The 13,349-nt window shown below is 42.0% G+C and carries 12 protein-coding genes and 2 tRNA genes; 13 read left to right on the top strand and 1 reads right to left on the bottom strand.

Features of this window, described 5'->3' with window-relative positions:
* Positions 1–111: 111 nt before the first annotated feature.
* Positions 112–1,818 (bottom strand): type IV-A pilus assembly ATPase PilB, encoded by a 1,707-nt coding sequence (gene pilB, locus FW759_RS10295; protein WP_446442933.1) that lies wholly within the window; start codon positions 1,816–1,818, stop codon positions 112–114.
* Positions 1,819–2,253: 435 nt separating this feature from the next.
* Here pilB and tpiA point away from each other — a divergent pair, with 435 nt between their 5' ends.
* The 13 genes from tpiA (at position 2,254) to rpsO (ending at position 13,314) form a co-directional block, all read left to right on the top strand.
* Positions 2,254–3,060, top strand: coding sequence for a triose-phosphate isomerase (gene tpiA / locus FW759_RS10290; protein ID WP_446442932.1), 807 nt, complete (start codon positions 2,254–2,256; stop codon positions 3,058–3,060).
* Between the two features lie 215 nt (positions 3,061–3,275).
* On the top strand, positions 3,276–3,584 hold the full coding sequence (gene secG / locus FW759_RS10285) for a preprotein translocase subunit SecG (RefSeq protein ID WP_025652589.1): 309 nt from the start codon (positions 3,276–3,278) through the stop codon (positions 3,582–3,584).
* Between the two features lie 146 nt (positions 3,585–3,730).
* A tRNA-Leu gene (locus FW759_RS10280) sits at positions 3,731–3,815 on the top strand.
* 125 nt (positions 3,816–3,940) lie between these two features.
* Positions 3,941–4,017: transfer RNA gene (locus tag FW759_RS10275), tRNA-Met, on the top strand.
* A gap of 423 nt (positions 4,018–4,440) precedes the next feature.
* Entirely contained in the window at positions 4,441–4,941 is a 501-nt protein-coding gene (gene rimP / locus FW759_RS10270) for a ribosome maturation factor RimP (RefSeq protein ID WP_062843521.1), read from the top strand.
* A gap of 187 nt (positions 4,942–5,128) precedes the next feature.
* Complete coding sequence (gene nusA, locus FW759_RS10265) at positions 5,129–6,613, top strand: transcription termination factor NusA (protein WP_062843522.1); 1,485 nt, start codon at positions 5,129–5,131, stop codon at positions 6,611–6,613.
* Positions 6,614–6,759: 146 nt separating this feature from the next.
* Positions 6,760–9,486, top strand: a complete 2,727-nt coding sequence (gene infB / locus FW759_RS10260; protein ID WP_062843523.1) for a translation initiation factor IF-2 — start codon at positions 6,760–6,762, stop codon at positions 9,484–9,486.
* A 221-nt stretch (positions 9,487–9,707) separates the two neighbouring features.
* Entirely contained in the window at positions 9,708–10,097 is a 390-nt protein-coding gene (locus tag FW759_RS10255) for a ribosome-binding factor A (RefSeq protein ID WP_062843524.1), read from the top strand.
* Positions 10,098–10,106: 9 nt separating this feature from the next.
* Positions 10,107–11,129, top strand: coding sequence for a tRNA pseudouridine(55) synthase TruB (gene truB, locus FW759_RS10250; RefSeq protein WP_446442931.1), 1,023 nt, complete (start codon positions 10,107–10,109; stop codon positions 11,127–11,129).
* Positions 11,130–11,556: 427 nt separating this feature from the next.
* Positions 11,557–12,081 carry a type 1 glutamine amidotransferase domain-containing protein gene (locus FW759_RS10245; protein WP_062843526.1) on the top strand — a complete coding sequence of 175 codons (525 nt, stop codon included), beginning with the start codon at positions 11,557–11,559 and terminating at the stop codon, positions 12,079–12,081.
* Between the two features lie 66 nt (positions 12,082–12,147).
* A complete protein-coding gene (locus FW759_RS10240; protein ID WP_157769645.1) occupies positions 12,148–12,309 on the top strand; it encodes a hypothetical protein in 162 nt (53 codons plus the stop codon).
* Between the two features lie 202 nt (positions 12,310–12,511).
* Complete coding sequence (locus FW759_RS10235; RefSeq protein ID WP_446442930.1) at positions 12,512–12,685, top strand: hypothetical protein; 174 nt, start codon at positions 12,512–12,514, stop codon at positions 12,683–12,685.
* A gap of 362 nt (positions 12,686–13,047) precedes the next feature.
* Positions 13,048–13,314, top strand: coding sequence for a 30S ribosomal protein S15 (gene rpsO, locus FW759_RS10230; protein ID WP_045443035.1), 267 nt, complete (start codon positions 13,048–13,050; stop codon positions 13,312–13,314).
* Positions 13,315–13,349 lie beyond the last annotated feature (35 nt).

Here is a 13,349-nt window from a genome sequence, read left to right as displayed (position 1 = left end):
CTGTTTTATTTTTAAGCGCTTAAAGTCATTGTTGCTTGCTAATAGCTGTTATATAAGCAACAAACCCAAAATATAAAAGAAGCTACTCATAAATTGTGTGAAACTTTACCCTTATTCCGAGGTTACTCTCATCATTTCTTGGATACTGGTGACCCCTTGTAAAACCTTTAAAACACCTGAGCGGCGCAGATCTCGGAAACCATTTTTGAGTGCCGCATCTTTGATATCTATCGCATTCCCATCTTCCATAATAATGCGTGAAATATCAGGCGTGACTTTCATGACTTCATAAATACCGACACGTCCTTTATAGCCTTCACGGCAATCGTTACAACCTACCGGCTCATAAATAACATTGTCTGGATTGTCTAAATCGACATCCTTAAATCCAAGCTCAAGTAGGCTTTGGCGAGGGATATTGATAGGCTTTTTACAGCTTTTGCATAGACGTCGTGCTAAGCGCTGAGCGATAACCAAGTTGACGGAAGTAGCGATATTAAAAGAAGCCACACCCATGTTACGCAGACGGGTCAAGGTTTCAGGAGCGGAATTGGTGTGCAAGGTTGAGAGTACCATGTGACCCGTCTGAGCGGCTTTAATGGCAATCTCTGCCGTTTCAAGGTCACGAATCTCCCCAACCATCACAATATCAGGATCTTGGCGCAAAAAGGACTTAAGGGCGTTAGCAAAGGTTAACCCCACTTTGGGATTGACGTTAACCTGATTGATACCCTCTAAATTGATCTCGACAGGATCTTCAGCAGTTGAGATATTGGTCGCGCCTGTATTTAAGATATTGATACCGGTATATAGTGAAACAGTTTTACCGGAACCCGTAGGACCAGTAATCAATAGCATGCCTTGCGGCTTATGCAGCGCTTCTAAGAACATCTCTTTTTGATCAGGCTCATAACCTAAGGCTTCAATACCTAGCATGGCTGAAGAAGGATCCAAAATACGCAGAACGATTTTTTCACCGAACAGCGTTGGTAAAGAGTTCACACGAAAATCAATGGCTTTACTTTTAGATATTTTAAGTTTGATACGTCCATCTTGTGGCACACGGCGCTCTGAGATGTCCATTTGTGACATGACCTTTAAGCGTGCTGCGATTTTTCCTGCTAGCTGTACGGGCGGATTAGACATTTTCTGCATCACGCCATCGACACGAAAGCGAACACGATACGTTTTTTCATAAGGCTCAAAATGCAAATCAGAGGCGCCCATACGAATGGCATCCACCAGCATTTTATTAACAAACTTTACCACAGGGGCCTCATCCACGCTGTCTGTAAGTTTGACTTCACCTTCTTCTTTATCTTCTTCAAAGTCAACATTTAAGTCACTGTCAGAGAAGCTATCGAAGCTTTGCATGGTATCAGCATAAATTTTTTCGATATGCCTTTTGAGCTTGTCTTCTTCGACGACAATGGTTTCAATAGAAAGTCGAGAGTTAAAGGCGATGGCATCAATCGCATCGACACGGGTTGGGTCACTTAATGCAATAAATAAACGCTGTCCTCGCTTAAAGAGTGGCAAGGCATTAAATTTACGAACGATTTTTTCGTCCACCAAATCTCTTGGAATGACATCAAGATTGAGCGCATCTAAATCGAATAAAGGATCGCCAAAGGCCTGTGACAGCATCTGAGCAAGGTGGGACGCGTCGGCCAGTTTGTTGTCTACCAGATACGGCACTAATCCTATTTGCTGCTGCTGAGATTCGGTTTGCGCCGTTTTCATATTCGCTTCGCTAACGACACCTTCACTGATTAGCTGCTGCGCCAACCCGCCATATTTACTCGTTGTGACAGACATTACGACTTCTCCTTGATACCAAGTACTCAGCATACTTATCCAAAATTCACAGACTATTTGTAGTGCCTTTAGGTATATTTTATGAGTCAGCAAAACGTTACTTTCGCAAAAGATCTCGCTATCCTTACCTTTTATTAATAGTCTATATTTTTGGTCGTGCACGCTATAAGCATTTCAATGAATTAAGTTTTTGATAATATTGCGTTATTTATGAATGTTATACTATTAAAGATTTGCTTCAGTTTAAAGGCTTTATATACACTATATAACCTGTCGCACGAAAAGAATCCTTACGGGTATCAGGTTGGTTGAATCGGTACTTCAAGTGTCTTTCCATTTCTGGCGATGGCATACTATAGCACTTGTTAATTATTTGTTATACTGGCGCGCATATTAGCCGAATTGGCATGAATACATGAGACAAGGTAGATGAGTATGCAAGCTTGGGTAATTGGCAACTGGAAACAAAATCCAGCAACGAACCACGACGTGAATGCACTGTTGAACGACTTACTGGCTGTGACCGATGCACAAGCTGATACGACGCCAGTGACAAGTCGTTGCCAATTGATGGTGGCACCAAGCTGTATTCATTTGGCGGCCGTTAGTGCGCGTTTGAAAGGCACTACCATACAATGTGCTGCGCAAGATATTAGCCAACATAGTGCGAGTACAGGCGCATACACAGGCGATTGTTCAGCGCAACAAGTGGCAGATGCTGGGGCAACTTGGACAATACTGGGTCACTCTGAGCGCCGTCAATACCATAAAGAATCTCACGATACCTTAATCAAAAAGCTGACTCATGCCTTTGCAAAAAACCTAGGCGTGGTTTTCTGTATTGGTGAGACTCAAACTCAGTATGATGATCAGCAAACCTTAAACGTCATCAGTGAGCAGTTGTCAGTGCTCAAAGATTTACTTACCCAGCAGCCAGAACTTCTCTCATCGTTGTCTGAGCGCTTAATTGTCGCTTATGAGCCAGTATGGGCAATTGGTACTGGAAAAGTGCCAACGGTAGAAGAAGTCAGCAAAACGCATCAGTATATAAAACAAACGATTGCCAGTTTTGCCAAAACAGTAGACAACATGACCGTGTTGTATGGCGGTAGCGTAAATGCCAGTAACGCTGATAGTTTCGCTGCTGACGCTATGATTGATGGCGCATTGGTTGGTGGTGCTTCTTTAAAAGCTGAGAGTTTTTTAGCTATTGCTAATGCTTTTAGCTATACCCACACATAATACTCTGAACAAAGCTTGGCGCAGGCATTGCTAACTTGCCCAAAAAGTATCTTTTTCAGTTGAAAAAAGTAGGTTTAACAGTGCCCTTGCAATCGTGTACAATGCGCCTTATTTATAAAAATGATTTGGCATCAACATATATTGATCGCTATCCCTATTAAAGTTAAGATTTATTTTCCGTTATTAGTCGTCATCACACGGCAAAAGAGGACACCATGTTTACGTTTATATTAGCCCTGCACATCATCGTGGCCATTGCCATGATCGGCTTGATTTTGATACAGCATGGTAAAGGGGCAGATGCTGGAGCTTCTTTTGGTGCTGGCTCATCGGGTACCGTATTTGGTGCAGCGGGAACGGCCAACTTTTTGACTCGTGCAACCGCCGTGCTTACCGTCATCTTTTTCATCACCAGTATGACCTTAGCTGTCCATGCTCGTAAACAGGCGGAAGATCAGTTTCGTTTAGATGCACCAGTTTCAGCGCCACAAACACCGCGCCCGTTGACACAAAATCCGCAATAAAAGGATTTTAAACAAGCAGCCCTTGCTATTTTGCTACGTTAGATTTACAATGCTTTTCTGTTTTTACAGGTCCTTTTCTATCAACGCCTACCTTAAGCGTTATTCAGGATAGGTTTGAGACTAAAAGACAGAGTAATGAGAAAGATGCGATTGTGGTGGAATTGGTAGACACGCCATCTTGAGGGGGTGGTGGCGCAAGCTGTGGGGGTTCAAGTCCCCCCAATCGCACCAAGTTTTTATTACGCAGCACAGCGTAAGGTTGTTTTTATAAATAGTCATTTGGTTCATTTAAATTTATTTTAAAATAAACATTGACACTTCTATAAAACCTCCCTATAATGTGCGTTCTAGATTGATGCGGGGTGGAGCAGTCTGGTAGCTCGTCGGGCTCATAACCCGAAGGTCGTTGGTTCAAATCCAGCCCCCGCTACCACTTTTTATACTGATGTTTTGTACACTAAATTTGTCAGTAACGATTAGCCCACCATTATGTTTGTGGGTTTTTTTGTATCTGATGGTCAGTGTTATCGCGGTATCTATCCTACTTGTGCTAAGCTCTAGGTCTATAGAGTAAAATACTCTTCGTCACTTACCGCTACTAACGCGATTTTTCTTAAGCGACACTATCTGCTATTCCTTACTCTTTTATCGATAGTATTGCTTTATGAATCATAAAAGCATTGTCTGACTGAGCTTGATGTTTTCTGTGCTCGTCCCTATATAAATGCATAGCATACGAAGATTATGGTTTAAAATACAGTATCAACTATGGTGCTGACGAGTAAGAAATACATTAAAATTTTGAGACGGTTTATCAAGTACGATAGATGAGTGAATAGGAAAATACAAAGAGATTATGAAGCTTTCGACCAAAGTTGCAGAACTGACCAATATTATTGCTCCAGCAGTAGCCGCTTGTGATGTGGCACTATGGGGTATAGAATTCGCGCCACAAGGCCGTCGTTCTTTGTTGCGTATTTATATTGAGGCATTGCCCGAAGAGCAAGCTCAAGATAAGCATGTCACGATTGAAGATTGTGCTGCGGTAAACCACCAAGTGAGCGGTATTCTTGAGGTTCATGATCCTATTGCTGGTGAATATATTTTAGAAGTATCATCGCCAGGGTTTGACCGTGCGTTTTTCTCAGACGAACAAATGCATGCGTATGTTGGTCAAAAAGTGAGCTTACGTCTGATTCAGGCTATTGGTGAAGGCGATCAAAAACGCCGTAAAGCAACAGGTACTTTAGATAGTATCGATGCGAACGTTTTGACACTCACATCAAATGATGGTGAGCAGTTCGAAATTGCCCTAAGTAACATAGATAAAGCCAATTTGATCTATGAAGATGCATAATCTATTGAGAGGTTGCATTTAAGGACATTCTTAAATGAATACAATAGGCTATATAGGTTACGAGAAATAAGAAGATTATTCTCCAAACACATATCTTTAATTAAATAATAGCTTGCGGTAAAACCATACTATTGATACACAAATTATAAAATTTAAGTCAATTAAAAAATGATAGGACAGGTATAGCATGAGTCGTGAAATCTTAACGGTAGTAGAAACTGTCAGTAATGAAAAGGGCTTAAATCCTGAAGATATCTTCGAAGCCATAGAAGACGCTTTGGTGGTATCGACTAAGAAAAAAGTCTACACCGAACAGCCAGAAGTGGCTGTACGCGTTGCTATTGACCGTGCAACAGGTGACTATGATACGTATCGTTACTGGACAGTGGTTGCAGATGAAGACCATGAAATGCCTGCCTGCCAGTTAGCTATCAGTGACCTTGATGAAAATGAATGGTCAATCGGTGATGTTAAAGAGGAGCAGATTGAATCCATTGAATTTGGTCGTATTGCTGCGACTCAAGCCAAACAGGTCATCATCCAAAAAATTCGTGAAGCTGAGCGTGCATTAGTAGCCGATGCTTTCGAACCACGTGTGGGTGAAATGATGTATGGCGAGGTCAAAAAACAGACACGCGATGGTTATATCATTGATTTGGGTGACAATGCAGAAGGCTATTTGTCACGTGATCAGATGTTGCCACGCGAACAACTACGTGCAAAATCTCGTATCAATGCGATTTTGTACCATGTAAACCGCGAAAACCGCGGTGCACAGCTATTGCTTTCTCGTACACATCCAGAAATGCTTTCAGCATTGATGCAAAAAGAAGTACCTGAGATTGCAGAACAAATTATCGAAATTCGTCATGTTGCGCGCTTGCCAGGTACACGTGCCAAGATCGCAGTAAAAACAAACGATCATCGTATTGATCCAGTGGGTGCCTGTATTGGTATGCGTGGTACGCGTATCCAAGCAGTACAGCAAGAGCTTGATGGTGAGCGCATTGATGTGGTCGTTTGGTCAGATGATCCTGCCCAGTTTATCATCAGCGCTTTAGAGCCAGCTGACGTTAGCAGTATCATCCTGGATGAAGACACTCAAACAGCTGACATTATCTTTAGCACCAATGATCAGTTGGCGCGTGCGATTGGCTCACAAGGCCAGAACGTACGTTTGGCTTCTGAGTTGACAGGCTATAAGCTAAATATGATGCTAGAAGAAGAGTATCAGCAGCGTCAAGAAAATGAATCAAAAGCCTTTATCGAATTGTTCTATGAACGTTTAGAGGTCGATAAAGACTTGGCACAAGCGCTTGTGGATATTGGTTTTACCAGTATCGAAGAAGTGGCTTACGTACCTGTTGAGACTTTCTATGATATAGAAGGCCTAGACGATGAAGCGATTGAGATGATTCAAGAGCGTGCGAAAGAAGTGGTCATCGCTGACGAGCTGGTCAAACAACAAAACATGAAAGAGCCAAGTCAAGAACTTCAAGATCTTGAAGGTATGACTGTCAGCTTGGCCTATAAAATGGCACAAAAAGACATTCTTACCGTTGATGACTTGGCAGAACAAGCCGTCTTCGATCTAGAAGATATCGAAGGTTTAGATTCTGAAACCGCAGGAAAACTCATTATGAAGGCTCGGGAATCTTGGTTCAATGAATAAGCGGTAACTGCATATCGCTGTCTTTTAGTGATATGCTATCGAAATAAAGCGCTGGTATGTAATATAAATACTGGCCTTACCCCAATCATTTGTAGCCAACAACTGAATTGAACATATAGCAAATAATAGACAGTAGGTGATAATAAATGGCAGATAAGACCGTCAAAGAACTGGCAGATATGGTAGGCAAAACGCCAAGCGCTGTAAAACAGCAATTGGTAGATGCTGGACTGCCTGCTCGTGCAGAAAGTGACCTAGTCACTGAGCTTGAGCAAGAGAAGTTGGTGACGTATTTAAAGCAAAGTCATGGTCAGCAAGAAAAGCGTCGTATCAGTCTGAAATCTAAGACGACTAGCACTGCGCGTGTGACCGGCTCTTCAGGAAAATCTAAGAGCGTCAATGTTGAAGTGCGTAAAAAGAAAGTTTTCGAAAAGCCTGATCCAGAAAAAATGGCTGAAGAATTGGCTGCGCGTGAGCAAGCGATGATTGAGTCGCAAGAACGTGCCGCTAAAGAAGCCGAAGAACGTGCAGCTACTAAGAAAAAAGCTGAAGAACGTCAAGCAGCAACCTTAGCAGCAATGCGTGCAAGTTTGGGTTCTAGCAAAAAGTCAGACGATAAGAATGACGATATCTCGACATCAGTGGTCGTGAAAAAAGGCGGTAAGGCTACGGTAGAAGTTAAGCCAAAAGAGCAACCGAAGAAAAAAGTTGCTGCCACAAAACCAAAAGTTGAAACAGCGACTGAGCGTAAAGCGCGCGAAGCACGTGAGAAAGAAGAAGCTCGTCTGCGTGAAATCGAGACTGAAACACGCCGCGTTCAAGCCGAAGAAGCACAAAAACGTACGCTTGAGCAGATGCGTAAAATGGCTGGCAAATATACAGATCAACCAGCTTCTGAAGTTCGTAAAGACGAACCATTAGCAGAAGGTTTGGTAGGCGATGCTTTAGAAGAATCGTTTGAAAAAGAACGCCGCGAAATCAAGCGTGGCACCAGTAGTACTAGTGCACGTGGTCGTGGTCGTCGTAAGAATCAAGACGAGCGCGAGATCAAAAACCGCAAAAATGGTTTACGTTCAACACAAGCATCACAGCATAAGTTTGAAAAACCAGTCGAAAAAATTGTCTATGATGTTGAGATTAGCGAGCACATTACCGTTGCCGATCTTGCTCAACGTATGGCAGTGAAAGCTCGTGAAGTCACCAAATTGCTCATGAAAATGGGTGAAATGGCTCGTGAATCAGATATGATTGACCAAGCCACAGCAAGCTTGCTTGTTGAAGAAATGGGTCACAATCCAGTACCTGTCAGTGATACGAAGGTGGAAGACGATCTGCAAGACGCAGTTGATGAGCGTAGCAGTAATGTACAAACACGTCCGCCAGTCGTGACTATTATGGGTCACGTTGATCATGGTAAAACATCATTGCTAGACAAAATCCGCGAAACGAAAGTGGCAACGGGCGAAGCAGGTGGTATTACCCAGCATATTGGTGCTTACCATGTAAAAACTGATCGTGGCGTCATTACTTTCCTTGATACTCCAGGTCACGCAGCTTTTAGTGCGATGCGTTCACGTGGTGCTCAAGCGACTGATATCGTTGTATTGGTTGTTGCAGCTGACGATGGCATGATGCCGCAAACCGCAGAAGCCATTGATCATGCACGTGCTGCTGGTACACCAATCATTGTCGCTATTAACAAAATGGATAAGCCAAGTGCCGATCCTGACCGTGTTCTTAATGAGTTGACCACAAAAGAAGTGGTTTCAGAAGAATGGGGCGGTGACACACCAATGGCTCGTATCTCTGCCAAAACTGGTGAAGGTATTGATGAGTTGCTAGAATTCATTAGCTTGCAAGCTGAGCTTATGGAGCTAGAAGCCCCACTAGATGGTGCTGCTCAAGGTGTTGTTATTGAGTCAAGACTTGAGAAAGGTCGTGGTCCAGTGGTTAGTGTCCTTGTTAAGAAAGGTACACTGAAGCAAGGCGATTTGGTGCTAGCGGGTGAGCATTATGGTAAAGTCCGTGCAATGACGGATGAGAATGGTCAACGTATCAAATCTGCGGGTCCTTCTATTCCTGTTGAGATCTTAGGTTTGCCTGAAACGCCAGCTGCTGGTAGCGAATTCCTAGTAGTGACAGATGAGAAAAAAGCACGTGAAGTGGCTGACTTTAGAACCAATCGTGAGCGTGAGCGTCAACTTGAACGTCAGAATGCGATGCGTTTAGAAAGTATGTTTGACCAGATGGGTCAAGGCGATGTGTCTTTCTTAAATATCGTATTGAAAACAGATGTACGTGGCTCACTCGAAGCATTACTGTCAGCATTGAACGAGCTGTCAACTGATGAGGTCAAGGTCAGAGTCATCAGTTCAGGGGTTGGTCCTATTTCTGAGTCTGATGTTACATTGGCAGAGTCTAGTGAAGCTGTGCTATTGGGCTTCAACGTTCGCGCAGACGCAACTGCACGGCGTAAAGCAGATTCGGCTAACATGGATATTCGCTACTATAGTGTTATCTATGGCTTGATTGATGATGTCAAAGCCGCAATGAGTGGTATGCTTGCTCCTGAACATCGTGAGAAGATTCTTGGCGTTGCAGACGTTCGTGAAGTCTTCCGTTCTAGTAAGTTTGGTGCGGCTGCTGGTTGTATGGTGGTTGAAGGTACAATCTATCGCAACAAACCAATCCGTGTATTGCGTGATGACCAAGTTATCTTTACGGGTCAATTGCAATCATTACGTCGCTATAAAGAAGACGTTAATGAAGTACGTACAGGTATGGAATGTGGTCTGGCTGTTCGTGGCTATGACGTCGAAGCGGGTGATAAGATCGAAGTATTTGAAATCCAAGAGTTCGCTCGTACGATTTAAAGCGACGACTTGATAGTATGATATCTAGCCATACGATACGCCATATCGGCTAAGTAGGTAGATATCCTCTTAACCTCTAGCTGTACTTAGGCCTAACAGGTACACCCTGCTAGGCCTTTTTTAGCAATATAGTTATTATCAAATTATTAATCAGCATCACACTATCAATCAGTAAATGTATTCACAAATAAAATGAGCCATATTAGAGACAAGGTAAAAACATGAACCAACGTTTACAACGCTTAGCCGATCAAATTCAGCGTGAGCTTGCTGTACTTATCCGTGACGAAGTCAATGACCCTCGTCTAACGGGTTTTGTCACTATTTCTAGCGTTAAAGTTAGCCCAGATTTAGGCTACGCTGATATCTACGTCACCATCATGGAGCCTGAGCTTAATGATGCCATGACGAAGACCAATCATGAAGAGAGCATCAAGGTATTAAATAAAGCCGCAGGATTTTTGCGTACTGAGCTAAGCCATAGCCTAAAAACACGCACCACACCGCGCTTACGTTTTCATTATGATGAAGTCACTGCTCGTGGCAATTACATGATGGATCTAATCAACAAAGCCGTCACTAAGACAGAACAAAATGAAAATGACGAGTAAATAACCATTATGTCCATACCGATCAAGCAAGCCGATAAAATAAGAGTCTCTGGAGTTGTCTTAGTAGATAAACCTCAAGGGATGACTTCTCAGCAAGTCGTGTCAAAGGTGAAGTATCTGTTTCAGTCGCCAAGCCATGACAGTAAAAAAGCGGGACATACGGGCACGCTTGATCCAATGGCAACTGGTCTATTGCCTATTTGTATGGGCGAGGCGACTAAGTTTAGTCATTATCAATTGGATGCTGACAAGTCTTATCAAGCCACCATCTTACTTGGTCGTCAGACCGATACTGGCGACGCCGATGGTCAAATCATTGAACAATCACCTGTACCAACATTTGATGATGTGTCATTGAATAAAGTTGCTCAGCAGTTTTTGGGCGCTCAGCAGCAGATACCACCGATGTATTCTGCTTTGAAAAAAGATGGCAAAAAGCTATACGAGTATGCTCGCGCGGGCATTGAGGTAGAGCGACCGCCAAGAGACATCATTATCAAAGCCATTGAGATAAAAAAGATTGATAATGAGCAGATTCAACTGACGGTAACCTGTACCAAAGGTACTTATGTACGTGTATTGGGCGAGGATATTGCCAAAGCAATGGGGACGTTAGGTCATCTGACGACGCTTCGACGTACGCAGGTTGGGAAATTTACTATTGATGATGCGATTACGTTATCAGCGTTAGAAGCCATGACACTGGCTAATCGAGAAGAGCGATTGATGCCAGTTGATGCTTGCATCGATATCGACGCCACTTTGCTACTAACATCTGAGCAATGTACGCGTATACATATGGGTCAACGATTAAACGTGTTTGAACAGCTTACAGACGATCTTAAAGGATACATATCAGAGAAAGTCAATAAGCAGCTTTTGAGAGATAAAGATGAGGCTCATAAAGAGCAGCAGATTGAGCACGAAATACCCATCGATGTCCGTTTGGTCAATGAAGAAGGCGAGTTTCTTGGGTTGGGAGCGATCAGTCTAAATGGTCGGTTACAACCCAAAAAGCTGATTCAACGTTGATGGTAGCTTTTGACAGCACCTTGAGATTAAACCGATTTACTAACAGTTTACACTAATCACATATCGTCACATTTCATTGCAGGTTTCGCCTATAGCGAAACCTGTTTTTTTTGTACATTAGTTACACCAGCTAGGGAGAGCGGACAAAAAAATAATAATGAAAAACTGTAACGATAATGAATGGACTAATAAGAATCATCAGACGTCACTAAGCAATGAAAAATAACTAAAACGATTGTCGACTATGAAGATGACCAAAGTAGAAAAAAAGAAAATATAAAATAAAAAGTATGGATACCTACAGACAGGACGTTTTTTTATAAAAAGAAGAAGTAAAGCTTCCTATATATAATAACTAGAAATAATAAAATAGCCAGACAGACAACTTGTTGACTAACCATTCACTAATAGAAAAAGAAGAGATATTATGAAAACGATTGCCTTTTTACTCCATAGCAACTTTGAACAAGCAGAGTATGAAGATGTCAATAACCAGTTAAAAGACAAAGGTTATAAGACAGTTCTCATTACTACTAATAAAGAAAAAGAAGTTCAAGCAATGAACCAAGATGTGGATAAAGGCGATACCTTTACTGCCGATATCTTTGCAAGCGAAGCAAATGTAGATGATTATGATGCCTTGGTTCTACCAGGCGGTACGGTAAACGCTGACACCATTCGTGGTAACGAAGAAGCTCACAAAATTATCAATGCGATTAATGATGCTGGTAAAACACTAGCTGCTATTTGCCATGCACCTTGGGCACTTATTAATACAGGCATTGCTAAAGGTAAGACGCTTACCGCTTACCAATCACTTCAAACAGATTTGGAAAATGCGGGTGCCAATTTTGTAGACAAAACAGTACAGGTAGATGGCAACCTCATTACCTCACGTAATCCAGATGATATCGATAATTTTGTCGAAGCAATTGACAAAGCGCTTTCTTAATTCGATATTTTATAATGCATGACATAACGTAAGAAACCAATCATAACTAAAACTAAGGATATCCTCATGTCAAACCCTAATCCAAATGATACCGCTCTTGAACAAGAACGTTCTGAATCTGCAACTGCTGCTCTTAAGAGCCAAACTGAAAATAATCACACAGAAGACTCTGAAGGTGCAGCAGATCGTATTGCTGATAATTTAAACAGTGCAAAAGAAGACAAGTAATTGATCAATTGCCCTATAACTTCAACAGTTATGGGGCAATGATTACTGAGTTGATAGTGATCGATAGTCATAAGGGAAAGAAAGCTTTTGCTTTTTTTAATGCCTAATATTTGAAAAGCAATAACTGAATAAATTACGTTTATACAAATCGTAGCTAAACATGTAAAAGGGATACTTTACTAATAATAATTTAGGAGCCAAAATGAATAACGCATCCAACGAACTAGATGAACAAGAGCAAGAGATTCAAGAACTTGCAGCAGATATCAACCCTAGTGAAGAAACTACGCCTGATAGTCTAGCAGAAGCGACTACTGCGCCTCTTGCAGACAATGAGCTGGGCGATAACGCGACCAATGATGAGGCTAAAAAATAAGTATACTGACTTAAGACAAGTGATTTCATGCTTATTGTGTTAATAAAACTATTATGAAAAACTGCTGCTAGTTCAGCAGTTTTTTGTTATAATTGCCCGCACATTTGAATTGAGTTTTAGATAGCGCGTTGTTCTTAATCTTGCTGCTTTAGATAGTGAGCTGAGTTCTGTACTATTTCGCGTTGATTTACTTCTATTTTAAATGATGGTTACAATAATTGAGCTTATCGTACACTAGGTCAACTCTAGTAATGCAGGGTTGTCCTGAATGGCGTATGAGTTACTTTATTTATTATTTTACTGTTTTTATGAAGACTCAATTTGAGTCTGTCTGAGAACTTTTAGCATTGCCGGAGATATTTATGCTAACTAATACCGATCGTGAACAAATCATTGCACAATACCAGCGCGGCGAAAACGACACTGGTTCACCAGAAGTTCAAGTAGCTCTATTGAGTGCTCGTATCAACGATTTGCAGAACCATTTCAAAGCACACAAAGCTGACCATCACAGCCGTCGCGGTCTTATCCGTATGGTTAACACCCGTCGTAAACTGCTTGATTACCTAAAAGGTAAAGATCTTGGTCGCTATACCACCCTTATTAGCCAGTTAGGTCTACGTCGTTAATTTAGCGACAAAAGTGCAAGTGGTTGCTGAAATAA

Source organism: Psychrobacter sp. 1176_08 (genome assembly GCF_052850615.1).
Note: the sequence above shows the minus strand (reverse complement) of the source record. Positions and strands in the feature narration are given on the sequence as shown.

Bases quoted from the DNA above. Each gene is read 5' to 3' on its own strand.
- nusA (WP_062843522.1), top strand. From the start codon at position 5,129: ATGAGTCGTGAAATCTTAACGGTAGTAGAAACTGTCAGTAATGAAAAG.
- tpiA (WP_446442932.1), top strand. From the start codon at position 2,254: ATGCAAGCTTGGGTAATTGGCAACTGGAAACAAAATCCAGCAACGAAC.
- rpsO (WP_045443035.1), top strand. From the start codon at position 13,048: ATGCTAACTAATACCGATCGTGAACAAATCATTGCACAATACCAGCGC.
- FW759_RS10245 (WP_062843526.1), top strand. From the start codon at position 11,557: ATGAAAACGATTGCCTTTTTACTCCATAGCAACTTTGAACAAGCAGAG.
- rimP (WP_062843521.1), top strand. From the start codon at position 4,441: ATGAAGCTTTCGACCAAAGTTGCAGAACTGACCAATATTATTGCTCCA.
- infB (WP_062843523.1), top strand. From the start codon at position 6,760: ATGGCAGATAAGACCGTCAAAGAACTGGCAGATATGGTAGGCAAAACG.
- pilB (WP_446442933.1), bottom strand. From the start codon at position 1,818: ATGTCTGTCACAACGAGTAAATATGGCGGGTTGGCGCAGCAGCTAATC.
- secG (WP_025652589.1), top strand. From the start codon at position 3,276: ATGTTTACGTTTATATTAGCCCTGCACATCATCGTGGCCATTGCCATG.
- FW759_RS10255 (WP_062843524.1), top strand. From the start codon at position 9,708: ATGAACCAACGTTTACAACGCTTAGCCGATCAAATTCAGCGTGAGCTT.
- FW759_RS10235 (WP_446442930.1), top strand. From the start codon at position 12,512: ATGAATAACGCATCCAACGAACTAGATGAACAAGAGCAAGAGATTCAA.
- truB (WP_446442931.1), top strand. From the start codon at position 10,107: ATGTCCATACCGATCAAGCAAGCCGATAAAATAAGAGTCTCTGGAGTT.
- FW759_RS10240 (WP_157769645.1), top strand. From the start codon at position 12,148: ATGTCAAACCCTAATCCAAATGATACCGCTCTTGAACAAGAACGTTCT.